General features: G+C 66.0%; 16 protein-coding genes. 14 read left to right on the top strand and 2 right to left on the bottom strand.

All coding sequences use genetic code 11. The features are described from left to right. Positions 1 to 8 precede the first annotated feature (8 nt). Together BIO17B3_RS08005 and BIO17B3_RS08010 are read right to left on the bottom strand one after the other, a co-directional pair. Entirely contained in the window at positions 9 to 1826 is a 1818-nt protein-coding gene (locus BIO17B3_RS08005) for a nickel-dependent hydrogenase large subunit (RefSeq protein WP_031403922.1), read from the bottom strand. Then, a complete protein-coding gene (locus tag BIO17B3_RS08010; protein ID WP_031403921.1) occupies positions 1823 to 2923 on the bottom strand; it encodes a hydrogenase small subunit in 1101 nt (366 codons plus the stop codon). Before BIO17B3_RS08010 ends, BIO17B3_RS08005 begins: the two co-directional genes overlap by 4 nt. 438 nt (positions 2924 to 3361) lie before the next feature. Here BIO17B3_RS08010 and BIO17B3_RS08015 point away from each other — a divergent pair, with 438 nt between their 5' ends. From BIO17B3_RS08015 to hypF, 14 genes are read left to right on the top strand one after another with little or no spacing between them, the layout of a single operon-like run. Beyond that, positions 3362 to 4063 (top strand): HyaD/HybD family hydrogenase maturation endopeptidase, encoded by a 702-nt coding sequence (locus BIO17B3_RS08015; RefSeq protein ID WP_031403920.1) that lies wholly within the window; start codon positions 3362 to 3364, stop codon positions 4061 to 4063. 2 nt (positions 4064 to 4065) lie between these two features. Then, positions 4066 to 4389 carry a HypC/HybG/HupF family hydrogenase formation chaperone gene (locus BIO17B3_RS08020; protein WP_031403919.1) on the top strand — a complete coding sequence of 108 codons (324 nt, stop codon included), beginning with the start codon at positions 4066 to 4068 and terminating at the stop codon, positions 4387 to 4389. A 15-nt stretch (positions 4390 to 4404) separates the two neighbouring features. Further along, positions 4405 to 4815 carry a hydrogenase-1 expression HyaE gene (locus BIO17B3_RS08025; protein WP_031403918.1) on the top strand — a complete coding sequence of 137 codons (411 nt, stop codon included), beginning with the start codon at positions 4405 to 4407 and terminating at the stop codon, positions 4813 to 4815. A 10-nt stretch (positions 4816 to 4825) separates the two neighbouring features. Then, complete coding sequence (locus BIO17B3_RS08030; protein WP_031403917.1) at positions 4826 to 5689, top strand: hydrogenase expression/formation protein; 864 nt, start codon at positions 4826 to 4828, stop codon at positions 5687 to 5689. Beyond that, a complete protein-coding gene (locus BIO17B3_RS08035; protein WP_031403916.1) occupies positions 5686 to 5907 on the top strand; it encodes a rubredoxin in 222 nt (73 codons plus the stop codon). Before BIO17B3_RS08030 ends, BIO17B3_RS08035 begins: the two co-directional genes overlap by 4 nt. Continuing rightward, on the top strand, positions 5904 to 6380 hold the full coding sequence (gene hybE, locus BIO17B3_RS08040) for a [NiFe]-hydrogenase assembly chaperone HybE (RefSeq protein WP_031403915.1): 477 nt from the start codon (positions 5904 to 5906) through the stop codon (positions 6378 to 6380). The genes BIO17B3_RS08035 and hybE overlap by 4 nt, the downstream gene beginning before the upstream one ends. A gap of 8 nt (positions 6381 to 6388) precedes the next feature. Beyond that, complete coding sequence (locus BIO17B3_RS08045; RefSeq protein ID WP_156053701.1) at positions 6389 to 7501, top strand: nickel-dependent hydrogenase large subunit; 1113 nt, start codon at positions 6389 to 6391, stop codon at positions 7499 to 7501. Next, positions 7494 to 7835 (top strand): hydrogenase maturation nickel metallochaperone HypA, encoded by a 342-nt coding sequence (gene hypA, locus BIO17B3_RS08050; RefSeq protein ID WP_031403913.1) that lies wholly within the window; start codon positions 7494 to 7496, stop codon positions 7833 to 7835. Before BIO17B3_RS08045 ends, hypA begins: the two co-directional genes overlap by 8 nt. A gap of 1 nt (position 7836) precedes the next feature. Next, positions 7837 to 8760 (top strand): hydrogenase nickel incorporation protein HypB, encoded by a 924-nt coding sequence (gene hypB / locus BIO17B3_RS08055; RefSeq protein ID WP_031403912.1) that lies wholly within the window; start codon positions 7837 to 7839, stop codon positions 8758 to 8760. Positions 8761 to 8768: 8 nt separating this feature from the next. After that, positions 8769 to 10244: a sigma-54 dependent transcriptional regulator gene (locus BIO17B3_RS08060; protein ID WP_156053702.1), complete on the top strand. Its 1476-nt coding sequence runs from the start codon at positions 8769 to 8771 to the stop codon at positions 10242 to 10244. After that, complete coding sequence (locus tag BIO17B3_RS08065; protein ID WP_038167370.1) at positions 10237 to 11598, top strand: ATP-binding protein; 1362 nt, start codon at positions 10237 to 10239, stop codon at positions 11596 to 11598. The genes BIO17B3_RS08060 and BIO17B3_RS08065 overlap by 8 nt, the downstream gene beginning before the upstream one ends. Beyond that, positions 11591 to 12592 (top strand): HupU protein, encoded by a 1002-nt coding sequence (locus BIO17B3_RS08070; RefSeq protein ID WP_031403909.1) that lies wholly within the window; start codon positions 11591 to 11593, stop codon positions 12590 to 12592. The genes BIO17B3_RS08065 and BIO17B3_RS08070 overlap by 8 nt, the downstream gene beginning before the upstream one ends. Positions 12593 to 12631: 39 nt before the next feature. Then, on the top strand, positions 12632 to 14071 hold the full coding sequence (locus BIO17B3_RS08075; protein WP_031403908.1) for a nickel-dependent hydrogenase large subunit: 1440 nt from the start codon (positions 12632 to 12634) through the stop codon (positions 14069 to 14071). 5 nt (positions 14072 to 14076) lie between these two features. Then, positions 14077 to 16440: a carbamoyltransferase HypF gene (hypF, locus tag BIO17B3_RS08080; RefSeq protein ID WP_051848829.1), complete on the top strand. Its 2364-nt coding sequence runs from the start codon at positions 14077 to 14079 to the stop codon at positions 16438 to 16440.

Raw genomic sequence — 16440 nt, forward strand, 5'->3', positions numbered from 1 at the left:
CCACGCTGTCAGCGCACCTTCACCCGGGTGAGTTCACTTCCGTCCTCGCTCATCACATGAGTGGAGCAGGCCAGGCAGGGGTCGAAGCTGTGCAGGGTGCGCAAGATCTCGACTGGCTCGTCCGGGCGCTCCATCTTGGTATTCATCAGGCTAGCCTCGAAAGCGCCAATGTTCCCGGCTGGATCGCGCGGCGATCCGTTCCAGGTGGTTGGCACCACGGCCTGGTAGTTCTCGATGCGACCATCTTTGATGCGCACCCAGTGACCCAGCGCGCCACGCGGGGCAGACACTGTCGCAACGCCCTTGGCCTCCTTGGGCCAGGTGCTCGGGTCCCACTTCTCCATGTTGGCGGTCGCCGTGTCGCCCGCCTTGATGTTGGCGATGAGGTCGTTCCAGTCATCCACCATCATGTCGGCGCAATACTCGGCCTCCAGGGCGCGCGCCAAGGTGCGGCCGATCGTGGTCTGCAAAACGGCCTTTGCATCCAAATTCGTGCCGGCAAGTTGGTTGAAGAACGCCACGCCGCGGTCCACCTGTTCGCGTTGATGCGGGAACTTCTTGGCGTATGCCAGCGTGTAGCGAGATAGCGGCCCAACCTCCACCGCATGACCTTTCCAGCGTGGCGCCTTGATCCATGAGTATTTGGCCGACTCGTCGATCTCCTGGATATTGGTCTTGGTACCTTTGGTGTTGGGGCCGAGCTCGAATTTCGGATCGGTTATGCCGTCCCAGGGGTGGAGTCCCTTGTTCTCCTGCCCCGGGTAGGTGTACCAGGAGTGGGTCACGAACTCCTGGACCTGGGCCGGATCGCGCGGATCGACCTCGAACACCTCATCCCAATTGCCGTTGAGGATGACGCCGCCAGGCATCTGGTTGGTTGACTTGTCGTATTGCACCTTGGCGTAGTCTCCGTAGTCCATCACGCTCTTGGCGCCCAGCCCACCGCCGTACAGCCAATCCTTGTAGAAGCTGGCGATAGCAATCACGTCGGGCACGTAGACGTTCCTGCAGAATTCCACCATCTCATGGATGCGGCTGCGCACGAACTCAAGGCGCTCCATATTCAGTGGAGCGCCTGCGGCGAGGTCGCCGTCCATATTGATGGCGCAGGGCACGCCGCCCACCAGGTAATTGGGGTGTGGGTTTTTGCCGCCGAAGATGGTGTGCACCTTCACGAACTCGCGCTGCATGTCCAGCGCTTCGAGGTAATGCGTGACACCCATCAGGTCGGCCTCGGGCGACAGCTTGTAGGCCGGGTTGCTCCAGTAGCCATTCTTGAACGGCCCAAGCTGGCCCGAGTCCACGAACTTCTTGATGCGCGACTGGATATCACGGAAGTAGCCGGGGCTGGATTGCGGATGGTTCGGCGACACCGTCTGCTGCAGCACCGACGTTGCCTTCGGATCGGCCTTGAGGGCGTTCAAAGGGTTTACCCAGTCCAGCGCGTGCAGGTGATAGAAGTGCACCACGTGGTCGTGGACCTGCAGGGTCTTGGCCATCATTTCGCGAATGAGATAGGCGTTCTTTGGAATCTTAATATTTAGCGCGTCTTCGACCGCACGCACAGACGCCAGCGCGTGGCAGCCGGTGCAGACGCCGCAAATGCGCTCCACGAAGGCCCAGACGTCGCGCGGGTCACGACCCTTGACGATCACTTCCAGGCCCCGCCACATGGTGCCGGTGGACACCGCGTTGCGGATCATGTTGTCCTGGTCGACATTGACCTCACAGCGCATGTGGCCCTCGATCCGGGTGACCGGATCGACCACCACGCGCCGACCCGAGGTGTCCAGCGTGTAGCCGTTGGGGGTGGTCACCGTGCTCATTCGTTATCTCCCTTGTGTTCCGTCTCGCTCTGCTTGCTGCTGCGCAAACGTTTGACTGCGCTGACCACGGCGTGCACCGCCACGGCTCCGCCCACCACACCGGCGGCAGCCGCTCCGATTTCATCGGCATTGGCTTCGACGCCGAAGGGCTTGATGTCGGTAAGGTGGGCGTACCAGGAGCCCTTGTCCCAGAACCCGTCCTCCGAACAGCCGATGCAACCATGGCCGGACTGGATGGGAAAGGACACGCCGTCGTTCCAGCGCGTGGTCGAGCAGGCGTTGTAGGTGGTCGGTCCCTTGCAGCCCATCTTGTAGAGGCAGTAGCCGCGGCGCGCGCCCTCGTCGTCGAAGGCCTCGACGAACTGGCCGGCATCGAAATGCGGCCGGCGGTAGCACTTGTCGTGAATGCGCTGGCTGTAGAACATCTTCGGCCGACCCTGGCGGTCGAGCTCGGGCATGCGGTCGAACGTGAGCATGTAGGTAATCACTGCGGTCATCACCTCGGCGATCGGCGGGCACCCCGGCACCTTGATGAGCGGCTTGTCAGTGATGACCTTGTGCACCGGCGTCGCCCGCGTCGGGTTTGGCTTGGCCGCCTGCACGCAGCCCCAAGAGGCGCATGAGCCCCAGGAGATGATGGCCTTAGCGTTGCTCGCCGCGTAGCGCAGCTTCTCCACGAAGGGTTGGCCGGCGATGATGCAGTACATGCCGTCCTCGTTCAGCGGCGGATTGCCTTCCACGGCAAGGATGTAGTTGCCTTTGTACTTGGTGACAACCTCCTCGACGATGGCCTCCGCCTGATGGCCGGCAGCGGCCATCAGGGTGTCGTCATAGTCCAGCGAAATCATGGACAGAATCACGTCCTTGGCCAACGGGTGACCCGAGCGGATGAACGACTCCGAGCAACAGGTGCATTCCAGCCCATGAAGCCAGAGCACCGGCAGGCGAGGTTTGTTCTCCATCGCGTAGGCGATTTCACTCGCGTATTGCGGGCCCAGGCCCAGCGCCGCCGCCGTCAGGCTGCAGTACTTGAGAAAACTGCGACGTGAAATGCCCTGGCGCCGCATGACTTCGTAGAACGTTTCCGTAACCGACATGGCCTGCCTCCTCCTAGTTTTGCGGCTCCACCGGAAGCCCTTTGTGCTGCCAGTCGAATGCAATTCGTGTGCCAGTGCATTACCCCTAGAAAAATCAAAGAATTAGCTGTGCAGAACCGTGGATTTCATGGTTTACCCCAGGTCGCCGCATAGCCGGCGTCGATGCGGCACTGGAAGCCAGCTAACCGCTCCTGCCACTCTGGCGACCACCGCCATTTCAGTGCATACCTTTATTCCATTTCATTCGCTTATGTGGAAACCTGTTTTGCAGTTATTCCAGGCCGCATTGGAAAGCCAGCGTCAGATCTGAATGCAATCAGGCACTTAGCGCGACCAGCGGGGCTGGCATTGCATTTGCTCACTTCGATGGAAAGCGCATCCCGGCAGGCCGGTTTCCACCCCTGACCGCGGAGCAACCAGATGCAAGGAGACAACGCCATGCTGGACAATCAACCGTCGGTGCTCATCCTGGGCATCGGCAACCTGCTTTGGGCCGATGAAGGATTCGGAGTGCGTGCCGTGGAGGCACTGCATCGCACCCATCACTTCGACGACAACGTGCGCCTGATGGACGGCGGCACACAGGGGATCTACCTCGTCCACCATGTTCAGGACGCGGACATACTGCTGGTGTTCGACGCGGTCGACTACGGCTTGGAGCCCGGCTCGCTGCACTGCGTGATCGGCGAAGACGTGCCCCGCTTCATGGGCGCGAAGAAGATGAGTCTGCACCAGACCGGATTCCAGGAGGTTCTGATGACGGCTGAGCTGCTCGGCGGCAAGCGGCGCCAGCTCGCGTTGGTCGGCGTGCAGCCCCATACGCTGGAGGACTTCGGCGGAAGTCTCACCGAGTTGGTCAAGGCGCAGATCGAGCCGGCCATCACCGCAGGCCTGCGCTGGCTGGCACGGCTGGGCGTGGAGGCCAGGTACCGCGCCGAACCGCTGGCCCAGTCCGAGCAATTAAGCCCGCAGGCGCTCGACCAGACCCGCTACGAGGCAGGCCGGCCTGACGCCAAGACCGCTCTGCGCACCGGGGATCCACGTGTGCTGGCAGACCCGGACATTCGCTTCGATCCTAAACACCAGCACGACGCCTGGCCGCGCCTGAGCGTCAACGTTGACAGCCGTCGCCCCCTCTGATCATGTGCATCGGCCGCCCCATGTGCATCGTCGAGATGCACGAGTTCTTCTCCCTGTGTGCCGGCCCAGGCGACGCACAGGAAGCGGTCGACATGTCCCTTGTCGGCCCACAACCTTCGGGAACCTGGGTACTGGTCTTCCTCGGCCATGCGCGCGGCTTGCTCGAACCCGAGGAGGCCCTGCGCATCCAGGATGCCCTCGCCGCGCTTGATGCCGTGATGCGCGGTGAGGCCCCCGACGTCGACCGCCTCTTCGCCGACCTGGTGGGGCGCGAGCCCCAACTACCTGATCACCTGCGCGGCGCAGCCGCCCCTCCTGACCGCTGAAAGGAACCACCCCCAATGTCAACCTCGCTGATCGACCGTCTGACCGAAGAACTCGGCTATCCGCGCGTGACCACGAAGACAGTCGACGCCGTGCTGCGCGCAGCCGACAACACCGTGCTGTTCTTCACCGCGGATCCCGCCAATACCCCCGAGGCCAACGACGTTGCCGTGGTGCTGCCCGAGTTGGTCAGGCATTTCCATGGCCGCATTACGCCGGCCGTCGTCGCACGGGAAGACGAGCGCACCCTGCAGGCAATGTACGGCTTCGAACTGTGGCCTTCACTTGTTTTTCTCCGCAAGGACCAGTACCTCGGCACCATCTCCAAGATCCAGGACTGGGCTGACTACCTGGAGCAGATCCAGGGCTTTCTCGACGCGGGCCCGGTGCGGCCACCTGCCCCGCGCATTCCCATCATCCCCGCCTGAACACACGACCATGCCAAAGTCCATCGACATTCCAATCGTCGCCGTCGGTCCCGGCAGCCAACCTGTAGAAGATGACACCCTCGAATACATGGCCATGCCCAAGGAGATGTACACACACGACTCCATCTCCCTGCCCGAGCCCGAAGATCTGCACCATCGCCACCGCGTGCGCGACCTTCTAGAGGACTTGCTCGTCACCGCCCGCGCCTACGCGCCAGGCGAAGAAGATGCCATCGCTCATGATCTCTCAAGTCTCGACGCGGATGACCTTGCCTGCATCAACCAAATCCTCGGCGCAGGCGAGGTCAGCGTCACCATCGACCAGCCCGGCGGTGCCATCCTGGCTCAGGAAGCCGTACTCACCGGCGTGTGGCGCATTCGCCGAGTCGATGCGGTGCAGAACGTGCTGACCGACCATATCGAAATCGCCGACATACCTCAGTCCGTGCGCTCCAGCAACTCTGCCGCGCTGTCTGAGAGCCGGCTCGATCCCAACGCCGCGCCCATCTCTGGCGTGCAAAACGCGCCGGCGCTGCTGAGCGAGATCGCGGACAAGATGGCCAACTACTCGCACGGCGATCCCTCACACGTCATCAATCTCACCCTGCTGCCGCTGACCCGCGAAGACCTCATCCACCTCGGCACCGAGCTAGGCGTGGGGCCGGCCACCATTCTCTCGCGCGGGTACGGCAACTGCCGCATCGGCGCAACTCGTCTGCCCAACGTGTGGTGGGTCAAATACTTCAACTCGCAGGACGCGCTGATCCTCAACACCATCGAGATCGTCGACGTGCCGGAAGTCGCACTAGCGGCGCCAGAAGACTTCGCAGACACTGCCGATCGCCTGCGCGAAATCCTCACCCTGTTCCAATGAACACTTTCGAAGGTTCCTACATGGGCGACGCCTCTCGCTTGCGCAACCACGCGCGGCTGGAGTGCCGCATCTGCTGGTACGTATACGACCCCGCCGTGGGCGACCCGGTATGGCAAATTGCACCGGGCACCCCGTTCAGCCAACTGCCGCAGCACTGGCGCTGCCCCGAATGCGACGGCGAGGCCATGCACTTCATGGTGGTACGGGACGAGACATGAGCACCAATGCTCACATCGGTCCCATCGGCCGTTCGCTGGAGGAGGCATACCGCCACGTCCAGAACACGCACATGCTGGGCCTGCCCATCGTCAACCCCGCACTGCGGGTCGAGGCCGTCGGCCTGCGTGAATGGGACGGGTTGTGCGTCGGCGTGATCGTCACCCCCTGGTGCATGAACGTGTTTGCCCAGTCGCTGCCCGGTGGGCGGGAATTGCCACCCGCCCAGGTGGGCACTACGCGGGCGATGGATCTACCCACCGGCAGCTACGGCCTGCTCGCAGCCCATCTGCCGCAAGTCGGACACCACCTCAGTGGCTCGCTCTTCTCGCCGATGGACGCATTCACCAACCAGGAACAAGCCGTGGCCGCCGCACGCGACGCGCTCGCGCTGATGTTCGACACCGACACCGACGACGAGCCCGCAGGCATCGCCTCCCGGCGCAGCTTCCTGTTCGGCCGCTCCGAACGCTGAGCCCCGCCATGCACGCTGCTCAGCAACACCTACACATCCACCTCGGGGACGCCGCCCCGGGTGGACGGGTCGTGCACATCAATAACCAGCGTCCGGTGCAGGCCATGCGCTTGCTCGAAGGGCGCACCGCCGCCCAGGCCGTGCAGCTTCTGCCCCTGCTGTTCAGCCTGTGCGGCCATGCCCAGCTCGCCGCCGCGCGTGATGCTCTGCGAGATTCGCTGCCGCCGATGAATGCAGCCCAGCGCCGCGCCCTGCACTGCCGCGTGCAGTTCGAGACCGTGCGCGAGCACCTGCTGCAGATCCACCGCGACTGGCCCGTGCTGTGCGGCGCCCCACCCAATCCCGACGACCTCCGACAGATCGTCTGCCGCACCGATGCCGCCACGGCAGACCCGGCTGCCCTTGACGCCCTGGTCGACTGGGTGGGATACCACACCATGGGGCTGCCGCCTGCCGAGTTCCTGGCGTTCGACGCGATCGACGCAATGCGCCGCTGGGCGCGGTCGACAGTCGAGGCAGCGGCGCCGCGCTGGCTCGACGCCCTGTACGGCTGCGCGACCGCCCTGCCCGCCATTGAACTGCCGACGCTCGAATCGCTGCCGCCCGACAGCCTCTGCACTGCGCTCGTTGCCGACGACACCTTGGAGTTCGTCAGCCAGCCCACCCACGCCGGCGCCTGCCTAGAAACCGGCCCGGCCGCCCGGCACCGCGACCACCCGCTGGTGACTGCCGCAGCCCTCCATGGCCTGCTCGGGCGCTTGGCCGCACGACTGGTGGATCTTTGCACCGTGCTCGTCACCCTCAGGCAGGGCGACGATACCGCCCCGCCCCCGCCCGCAGCGGCGGGCCTGGGCTGGGTGGACAGTGCACGCGGACGCCTGATCCACCATGCCGAACTCGACGCTCACCAGCGCATCGCGCATTACCGTATCCTGGCCCCCACCGAATGGAATTCCCATCCGCAGGGCTTGGCCGCGCAGTTGCTTGCAAGCATCGGGCCCGGTACGCTGGAAACCGTGCAGAAACAGGCGCGACTGGTGGTCCAGACCATCGACCCTTGCGTGCTGGCCACCCTGCAGTTCACCACACCGCAAGCCGCGCCGGAGCCCGCCCATGCATGAAATGTCGCTGTGCGAAAGCATCGTGCAGATCATCGAAGAGCAGGCCAGCGTCCAGCAATTCAAGCGGGTGCGGCGCGTGATTCTCGACATCGGTGCCCTGTCGTCGGTGGACGCGGACGCACTGCGCTTCTGCTTCGACGTGGTTGCCGCGCACGGCGTGGCGCAGGGCGCCGAGCTCGAGATTCACACCACACCCGCGCAGGCCTGGTGCATCCCCTGCGCCACGCGGGTGGACATCCCCCAACGCTTCGACCCCTGTCCGCTCTGCGGCGGCCACCAAGTGGTGGTAGAAGGAGGCGACGACATGTGCATCAAGGAACTGGAGGTCGACTGATATGTGTACCGTTTGCGGTTGTTCCGAGGACGAGGCCCGCGTCGATGGCCACGCGCTGGCCGGCACCGATGCCGCGCATCATCACTCGCACGACCATGGCCATGACCATGCGCACGAACACGATCATGCGCACGACCTCACCCATGCGGTGGAAGCGGTGGCGGGCGGTGCCAACCACCACTACGGCAACGGCCCGGCGCGTGCGCATGCGCCGGGGTTGAGCCAGTCGCGCATGGTGCAGATCGAACAGAACATCCTGAGCAAGAACCACGGCTATGCTCACGACAACCGGCTGCTTTTCCGGCAGCGCGGCATCCTGGCGCTGAACCTCGTCTCCAGCCCCGGATCGGGCAAGACCGCCTTGCTTACCCGTACCCTCACCGCCCTGCGCGGCGAATTTGATCTGGCGGTAATCGAAGGCGACCAGGAAACCTCGCTCGACGCCGACCGCATCCGCGCCACCGGCGTGCGCAGCGTGCAGGTCAACACCGGCAAGGGCTGCCACCTGGACGCCCACATGGTCGGCCACGCCATCACCCAACTCGACCCGCAGCAGGGAGGCGTGCTGTTCATCGAGAATGTGGGCAACCTGGTCTGTCCAGCGGCCTTCGATCTCGGCGAGGCGCACAAGGTGGCCATTCTCTCGGTGACCGAGGGCGAGGACAAGCCGCTGAAATACCCAGACATGTTCCACGCTGCGGACGTCATGCTGATCAACAAGATCGACCTCCTCCCCCACCTGGATTTCGACGTTGATCGCTGCATCGACGCCGCACTGCGCGTCAACCCTGATCTGCAGATCCTGCTGGTCTCGGCGCACAGCGGCGAGGGGCTGGACGCATGGTACGAATGGCTGCGCCTGTCGCGCCGCACCCGCCTGATCGGCCGCCCGCTGCCTCTGCGTGCCGACGCCCCCACCGCCTGAACCGACCCATGGCCGCCAAGCCCACCATCCTGGTCGTCGACGACGAAGTGCGCTCGGTCGAGGCACTCACGCGCGTGCTCGAGGACGATTTCGACGTGCTCAGCGCAACCAGCGCCGCAGCGGCGGGAGCGCTGCTGGAAAAGGAGTGGGTGCAGGTCATCCTGTGCGACCAGCGCATGCCCGAGACCACCGGGGTGGAGTTCCTCTCCCGGGTACGTCAGCAGTGGCCCGAGGTGATCCGCATGATCCTCTCCGGCTACACCGATTCGGAAGACATCATCGAGGCGATCAACGAAGCTGGCATCTACCAGTTCATCAGCAAGCCGTGGACACCCCCGGACCTGCTTCTCAAACTGCACAACGCGGTGGACCTGTTCCGCCTGCAGCGCGAAAACGAACAACTCTCCATCGAGCTGAAGCTCAAGCCTGCCACCCTGAGCGACAGCCTGCAGGAAAAGCGCCGCGTGCTGCAGGCCCGTTTCGACTGGGACCAGGGCATCATCCGCGCGCCCGACAGCCTGCTCAACGCGGTGTGCGACACGGTGCGCACCGTCTCCACCTACGACGTCAACGTGCTGGTGTGCGGCGAATCCGGCACCGGCAAGGAGTTGTTCGCCCGTGCCCTGCACTACAACAGCCTGCGCGGCGACAAGCCGTTCGTCGCCGAGAACTGCGGCGCCCTGCCAGACGACCTGTTGGAAAGCGAACTGTTCGGTCACAAACGCGGCGCCTTCACCGGCGCGGTGGAAGATCGCATCGGCTTGTTCGAGCGTGCCAACGGCGGTACGATCTTCCTTGACGAAGTGGGCGACATTTCCCCCGCCTTCCAGGTCAAGTTGCTGCGAGTGCTGCAGGAGGGCGAGATCCGCCCGCTGGGCAGCAACACCCGCCGCACGGTCGACGTACGGTTGCTGGCCGCCACGCACCGCGACCTCAAGGAGGAGGTGCGGTCGGGCCGCTTCCGGCAGGATCTGTTCTTCCGGCTGGCAACCTTCAGCATCGCCATTCCGCCGCTGCGCGAGCGCCGCACCGACATCCCGGTGCTGGCGCAGTCGCTGCTGCAGGAGGCCATGCGCACACTTGGAAAGACGGTGCGCGGCATCACGCACGAAGCGCTGGCCTGCCTGCAGGCCTACGACTGGCCAGGCAATGTGCGCGAGCTGCAGAACGAGATCAAGCGGATGCTCGTGCTGGCACCCACCGACCAGCTCGGCGCCGAGCTGATCTCCCCGCATATCCTGCGCGGCACCACCGAGGAGGCGGCCGAGGCGCTCGAACTGCTCGCCGGCATCGACGGCTCACTCAAGGAGCGGATGGAGTCTCTGGAGGCGCGCATCGTGAAGGAAACCCTCATCCGCCATCGCTGGAACAAGACTCGCGCGGCGCAGGAGCTGGGGCTGTCGCGCGTTGGCCTACGCAGCAAGCTCGAACGTTACGGACTGGAGAAGATCGAGCAGATCGAGGAGTGGGCCGACCATGGCTGAGCTGCGTCGCAAGGCCCTGCGCGAGTCCGGCGTACCCACGTCGCAGCCCGCCCAGATGGGACTGAGCGAGGAAGCGTGGATCGAAGTGATCCACCGCATGGACGAGATCTACGCCGACCTGGTGCGCTACCAGGTGGACCTCGAAGAAAAGAACGCCGCGCTGGAAGAGGTGCAACGTTTCATCGACAGCGTGCTGTCGTCCATGTCCGACGTGCTCGTCGTCGCCGACGTGCAGGGCCGCATCCAGCGCGCGAACAAGGCAATGGTCAATCTGCTCGGCCGCAGCGAGGCCGAGCTGGTCGGGACCAACCTGTCTGCGCTGTTCAGCACCTCGGCAGGCTTGATGATCGCCAACTTCCCCGACCACATCCGCACCGGCGACATCCTCGATTGCGAGATCGAAATCCTTGCGGCCGGCGGCGAGGCGGTTCCACTGGCCGTGAACTGCAGCCCACGCTATGACAGCGAGGGTACGCTTTCAGGCATGGTCATTACCGGCCGCCCGCTGGGCGAACTCCGCCGCGCCTACCGGGACCTTCAAGACACCCATCGCCAACTCAAGACCACGCAGCAGCAGTTGCTGCAGTCGGAGAAGATGGCCTCGCTCGGCCGCCTGGTGGCGGGCGTGGCACACGAGCTGAACAACCCCATCAGCTTCGTATTCGGCAATATGCACACCCTCAAGCGCTACGGTGGACACCTGCGCGACTACCTGGAGCTGGTGCAGCGGGGCGCCACCCCTGACGTGCTGGAAAAGGCGCGCGTCCAGAACCGCATCGACCGCATCCTGAAGAATCTCGGACCGCTGATCGACGGCTCGCTCGAAGGCGCCGAGCGTGTCAGCGACATCGTGCAGAACCTGCGCCGCTTCGTCACGCCGCAGCGGCAGAAGCGCCGCACCTTCGATCTCTGCCGCCTGGTCGAGTCCAGCCTCACCTGGGTGAGCAAGGCCGTTCGGCAGACCCCGCAGATCCACCTCGACATGCCCGCTGAACTGCCGGTGCACGGCGGCGAAGGCTATGTGCAACAGATCCTCATCAACCTGATCCAGAACGCCTACGACGCCATGGAGGGACGGGGGCAGCCGCGGCTCGATCTCCGCGTGGCCGCCGCCGGCGACTTCGCCCAGGTGCAGGTACGCGACCACGGGCCCGGCATCGCCGAGGACAACCTGTTGCGGGTGTTCGACCCGTTTTTCACCACAAAGGCCGTCGGCAAGGGAACCGGTCTGGGTCTGTACATCAGCTACGGCCTAGCCACCGACCAGTGCGCCGGCGCGCTCAGCGTGCGCAATCACCCCGATGGCGGCGCCGAGTTCACTCTTGACATCCCGATGGAGGCCCAGCATGGCTGAACGTCTGAGTCTGCTGTGGTTGCAATCCGGTGGCTGCGGCGGCTGCAGCATGTCGCTGCTCAATGCGGAAGGGCCGGACCTCTACACCGCACTCGACCTCGCGGGTATCGACCTGCTCTGGCATCCCTCGCTGAGCGAGGCCAGCAACGGCGAGGTCGTCGCCCTTCTGCGGGCCATCATCGATGGCACGCGGCGGCTGGACATCCTCTGCCTCGAAGGCTCGGTGATGCATGGCCCCGGCGGCACTGGTCGCTTCCACATGCTGGCCGGCACCGGCCGTCCGCTGCGCGACTGGCTGGCCGAACTCACCGAGAGGGCGCGCTACACCGTGGCTGTCGGCAGCTGCGCGGCCTTCGGCGGCATCACCGCCGCGGGCAGCAATACCGCCGAGGCCACCGGCCTGCAATACGACAGCACCCGTCACGGCGCGCTGCTGCCCGCGCAATGGATCTCACCCGGCGGCCTGCCGGTGGTCAACGTCGCCGGCTGCCCGGTGCATCCCGGTTGGGTGACCGACACGCTCGCCCAGCTCGCCCTGGGCGAACTCGGCGACGACACCCTGGACGAACTCGCCCGCCCGCGCAGCTATACCGACCATCTGGTGCATCACGGCTGCGCGCGCAACGAGTTCTACGAGTTCAAGGCCAGCGCCGAAAAGCCCTCCGACCAGGGCTGTATGATGGAACACATGGGCTGCCTCGGAACCCAGGCGCGGGCGGACTGCAACCTGCGGCCCTGGAATGGCGGCGGCTCCTGCCTCAAGGGCGGCTATGCCTGCATCAACTGCACCGCGCCGCGCTTCGAGGAGCCGGGCCGCCCCTTCACCGAAACGCGCAAGATCGGCGGCATCCCGGTCGGCCTACCCAGCGACATGCCCAAGGCCTGGTTCGTCGCGCTGGCCTCGCTCTCCAAGGCCGCCACACCCGACCGCCTACGCAAGAACGCGGTGGCCGACCACATCAAGGTGCGCCCCTCGGTCAAGCGGAGCAAGTGACATGCGCATGATCGCCAACACCACTGAGGAATCGCGCGCGTGACCCGACGCATCTTCGGTCCGTTCAACCGCGTCGAGGGCGACCTCGAGGTGCAGGTGGAGATCGCCGACGGCGCGGTATCCGCCGCCTGGGTCAACTCGCCGCTGTACCGCGGCTTCGAGCAGATCCTGCACGGCAAGGATCCGCGCGACGCCCTGGTCTATACCCCGCGCATCTGCGGCATCTGCTCGGTGTCGCAGTCGATGGCCGCCGCCGCCGCGCTGCGGGCCGCGATGGGCGTGACAGAGGCCGACAACGGTGCGCTGGCCGCCAACCTGGTGCTGGCCTGCGAGAACCTCTGCGACCACCTCACCCACTTCTACCTGTTCTTCATGCCGGACTTCGCCCGCGCTGAATACGCCGATCGTCCGGACTTTCCGGCCACCACCGCGCGCTTCAAGGCGCAGACCGGCACCGCCTCGCGCGACATGCTGCCCGCGCGCGCCGCCTTCCTGCATCTCACAGGCATCCTCGCCGGCAAGTGGCCGCACAGCCTGGCGCTGCAACCAGGCGGCACCACCCGCGCCATCGAACCGCAGGAAAAGGCGCAGCTGCGCACCATCGTCGCGCTGTTCCGCCGCTTTCTCGAAACCACCCTGTTCGCCGACCGGCTGGAGCAGGTGTCCGCACTCGATTCCGCCGCCACGCTGCACACTTGGGCGCGGGCCCATCCGCAAGGCGACTTCGCCCATTTCCTGCGACTGTCGGACGCGCTCCGCCTCGACCAGCTCGGCCGCGGCGGCGGCCGCTTCCTAAGCTACGGCGCCTATGCCCTGCAGGGCAGTCACTTGCTCGCGCGGGGCACCTGGGACGGCGCGTCCAAGCCGCTTGACACCAATGCCATCACCGAGGACATCTCCCACGCCTGGCTACATGGTCAGACAGGGCCGATGCATCCGCTCCACGGCTGCACCCTCACCAGCCTCGACAACCCGGATGCCTACACCTGGTGCAAGGCACCGCGGCTGGACGGTGCCGTGATGGAAACCGGCGCCCTCGCCCGCCAGATGGTCGACGGCAACCCGCTCGCCCGCGATCTCGCGTTCAAGGGCAGCAACGTGCAGGCCCGGGTGGTCGCCCGCCTGCTCGAACTCGCCCGCGTGGTACCCGCGATGGAACAGTGGGTCGCGACGCTCCAGCCTGGCGCACCGTTCTGCAACGCCGCCGAGATGCCAGACGAGGCGGACGGCACCGGCTTGGTGGAAGCCGCCCGCGGCAGCCTCGGCCACTGGCTGCGCATCCGCAAGGGGCGCATCCTGAACTACCAGATCATCGCCCCGACCACCTGGAACTTTTCGCCGCGCGACACCGCAGGCACTCCCGGTGCGCTGGAACAGGCGCTGGTGGGTACGCCCGTTGGGGCGGACGGCGCCGACAGCGCTGCCGTGCAGCACGTCGTGCGTTCATTTGATCCGTGCATGGTTTGCACCGTGCATTGACCGCCATGGGCGCCGCAGAATTCCGCGTCGACACCGCGCCGACTGCCGTCCAGGGCCGGCTGCTGCGGGTACGCGGCGTCGTGCAGGGCGTGGGATTCCGGCCCATGGTGTGGCGGGTGGCCCGGGCGCTCGGCCTCGCCGGGAGCGTGCATAACGACGCGGACGGCGTGCACATCGCCGCCTGGGGCGCACCGGGCGCGCTCGCCGCGCTACCGGCTCGGCTGCGTGCGGACTGCCCACCGCTGGCACGCATCGAAGCCATCGAGGTCACGCCGCTGCCCGCCGGCATGCCGCCTGAGGACTTCACCATCGCCGCCAGCGAGGGCGGCCGTGCCACGACCGACGTCGCTCCGGACGCCGCTACCTGCCCAGACTGCTTGGCTGAGGTGAACAGTCCAGCCGACCGCCGCTGGCACCATGTGTTCGCCAACTGCACCCACTGCGGGCCGCGCCTGTCCATCGTGCGCGCTGTGCCCTACGACCGCGCCAACACCGCCATGGCCGGATTCGCCATGTGTCCGCGCTGCGCCGCCGAGTATGCCGACCCAGCCGACCGGCGCTTCCATGCTCAGCCTATTGCCTGCCCAGACTGCGGCCCGACCCTCTGGCTGGAGCAGGGTGGCGAGCGCGTCGCGGGCGACCCAATTGCGACGGCCGTCGATCTGCTACGCGCTGGACGCATCCTCGCGGTCAAGGGCGTCGGCAGCTTCCATCTGGTGGTCGATGCCACGAATGCCGGCGCGGTGGACGCGCTGCGTGTTCGTAAGCACCGCCCGCACAAGCCTCTGGCGCTGATGGCTCGCGATCTGGACATGGTGCGCCGCTACGCCGCGATCACGCCCGATGACGAACACGCCCTGTTAGGCCCTGCAGCGCCAGTCGTGCTGCTCGAGGCTACGAGCTCGCTCGCGTTGCCCGAGACCATCGCCCCCGATACCCGGCTGCTCGGCTTTATGCTGCCGATGAGCCCGCTGCATCACCTGCTTCTCGCCAGCTTCGACACTCCGCTGGTCTTCACCTCCGGCAATGCCTCGGGCAAGCCGCCGTGCATCGACAACGCCGAGGCCCTCGACCGTCTCGACGACATCGCTGACGCCTTCCTGCTGCACGACCGCCCCATCCTCAACCGCCTCGACGACTCGGTGTTGCGCCGCATCGGCGGTACGTTGCAACCGCTGCGACGTAGCCGCGGCTATGCCCCCGGCGCGTTGCCGCTTCCCGAAGGCTTCGGCGACGCACCGGCCATCACCGCGTTCGGCGCGGAACTGAAGAACACCGCCTGCCTGCTGGGCGTTGGCCGCGCCATCCTGTCCCAGCACTTCGGCGACCTCGGCGACGCCAGCGCGACAGCCGATGCGGCATGCGGGCTGGATCGCCTGTCCCGGCTGTTCGACCACCAGCCCGCCATCGTCGCGGTGGATCTGCACCCCGGCTACCACGCCACCCGCCGCGGCCGCGGACTGGCTGCGCGCGATGGCCTGCGCCTCGCCGAGGTGCAGCACCACCACGCCCATATCGCCGCCTGCATGGCCGACCATGGCCATGCACTGGATGGTCCGCCCATATTGGGCCTGGCCCTCGACGGTCTGGGCCTGGGCGACCACGGCATGCTTTGGGGCGGCGAGCTGCTGCGCGTGGACTACACTACCAGCACCCGTCTCGCCAGCCTGCGACCAGCCGCCTTGCCCGGCGGCGACGCCGCCAGCCGCCAGCCCTGGCGCAACCTTGCCGCGCAACTCCTGGCTCTTCCCGCTGCGTCCGAATTGCTCGCCCGCCACGCCGACCTGCCCGCAATGCGGCATCTGCACGGCAAACCACTCGACACTCTGGCCCGCATGGTTTCCACCGGCACCCACGCGCCGCTGGCCTCCTCCACCGGCCGGCTGTTCGATGCGGTGGCCGCCGCACTCGGCTTGCATGCGGAGGTACAGACCTTCGAAGGCCAGGCCGCGATGGCGCTCGAATCCCTGGCGACCTCGAGCACGGATGCCGGCGCCTATGCCTTCGCGCTGACCGAAGTCGACGGCCTGCTGCGCCTGGACCCGGCACCGCTGTGGCCCGAGCTGCTGGCAGATCTGCAGCGTCACGCCGCGCCGGGCACTGTGGCCCGCCGCTTCCTGAACGGCCTAGCCGCGGCTTGGGCGCAGGCCATCGCCAGCGTTGCAGGCAGCAGTGCCTTTGCCGCTGTCGCACTATCGGGCGGGGTATTCCAGAATGCGCTGTTCAGTCAACTTCTACAGGACCAATTGGTCAACATCGATCTCCCGGTGTGGATGCACCGGCGCGTGCCGGCCAACGATGGCGGCCTTGCTCTGGGGCAGGCGGTGATCGCCGCCGCCCGCGCTCTTCAACCGAATTGGAGCAACTGA

Origin of the sequence: Thiomonas sp. OC7, from assembly GCF_900634595.1 — a bacterium.
Classification (GTDB): Bacteria; Pseudomonadota; Gammaproteobacteria; order Burkholderiales; family Burkholderiaceae_C; genus Thiomonas; species Thiomonas arsenitoxydans.

Bases quoted from the DNA above. Each gene is read 5' to 3' on its own strand.
- BIO17B3_RS08005 (WP_031403922.1), bottom strand. From the start codon at position 1,826: ATGAGCACGGTGACCACCCCCAACGGCTACACGCTGGACACCTCGGGT.
- BIO17B3_RS08010 (WP_031403921.1), bottom strand. From the start codon at position 2,923: ATGTCGGTTACGGAAACGTTCTACGAAGTCATGCGGCGCCAGGGCATT.
- BIO17B3_RS08015 (WP_031403920.1), top strand. From the start codon at position 3,362: ATGCTGGACAATCAACCGTCGGTGCTCATCCTGGGCATCGGCAACCTG.
- BIO17B3_RS08020 (WP_031403919.1), top strand. From the start codon at position 4,066: ATGTGCATCGGCCGCCCCATGTGCATCGTCGAGATGCACGAGTTCTTC.
- BIO17B3_RS08025 (WP_031403918.1), top strand. From the start codon at position 4,405: ATGTCAACCTCGCTGATCGACCGTCTGACCGAAGAACTCGGCTATCCG.
- BIO17B3_RS08030 (WP_031403917.1), top strand. From the start codon at position 4,826: ATGCCAAAGTCCATCGACATTCCAATCGTCGCCGTCGGTCCCGGCAGC.
- BIO17B3_RS08035 (WP_031403916.1), top strand. From the start codon at position 5,686: ATGAACACTTTCGAAGGTTCCTACATGGGCGACGCCTCTCGCTTGCGC.
- hybE (WP_031403915.1), top strand. From the start codon at position 5,904: ATGAGCACCAATGCTCACATCGGTCCCATCGGCCGTTCGCTGGAGGAG.
- BIO17B3_RS08045 (WP_156053701.1), top strand. From the start codon at position 6,389: ATGCACGCTGCTCAGCAACACCTACACATCCACCTCGGGGACGCCGCC.
- hypA (WP_031403913.1), top strand. From the start codon at position 7,494: ATGCATGAAATGTCGCTGTGCGAAAGCATCGTGCAGATCATCGAAGAG.
- hypB (WP_031403912.1), top strand. From the start codon at position 7,837: ATGTGTACCGTTTGCGGTTGTTCCGAGGACGAGGCCCGCGTCGATGGC.
- BIO17B3_RS08060 (WP_156053702.1), top strand. From the start codon at position 8,769: ATGGCCGCCAAGCCCACCATCCTGGTCGTCGACGACGAAGTGCGCTCG.
- BIO17B3_RS08065 (WP_038167370.1), top strand. From the start codon at position 10,237: ATGGCTGAGCTGCGTCGCAAGGCCCTGCGCGAGTCCGGCGTACCCACG.
- BIO17B3_RS08070 (WP_031403909.1), top strand. From the start codon at position 11,591: ATGGCTGAACGTCTGAGTCTGCTGTGGTTGCAATCCGGTGGCTGCGGC.
- hypF (WP_051848829.1), top strand. From the start codon at position 14,077: ATGGGCGCCGCAGAATTCCGCGTCGACACCGCGCCGACTGCCGTCCAG.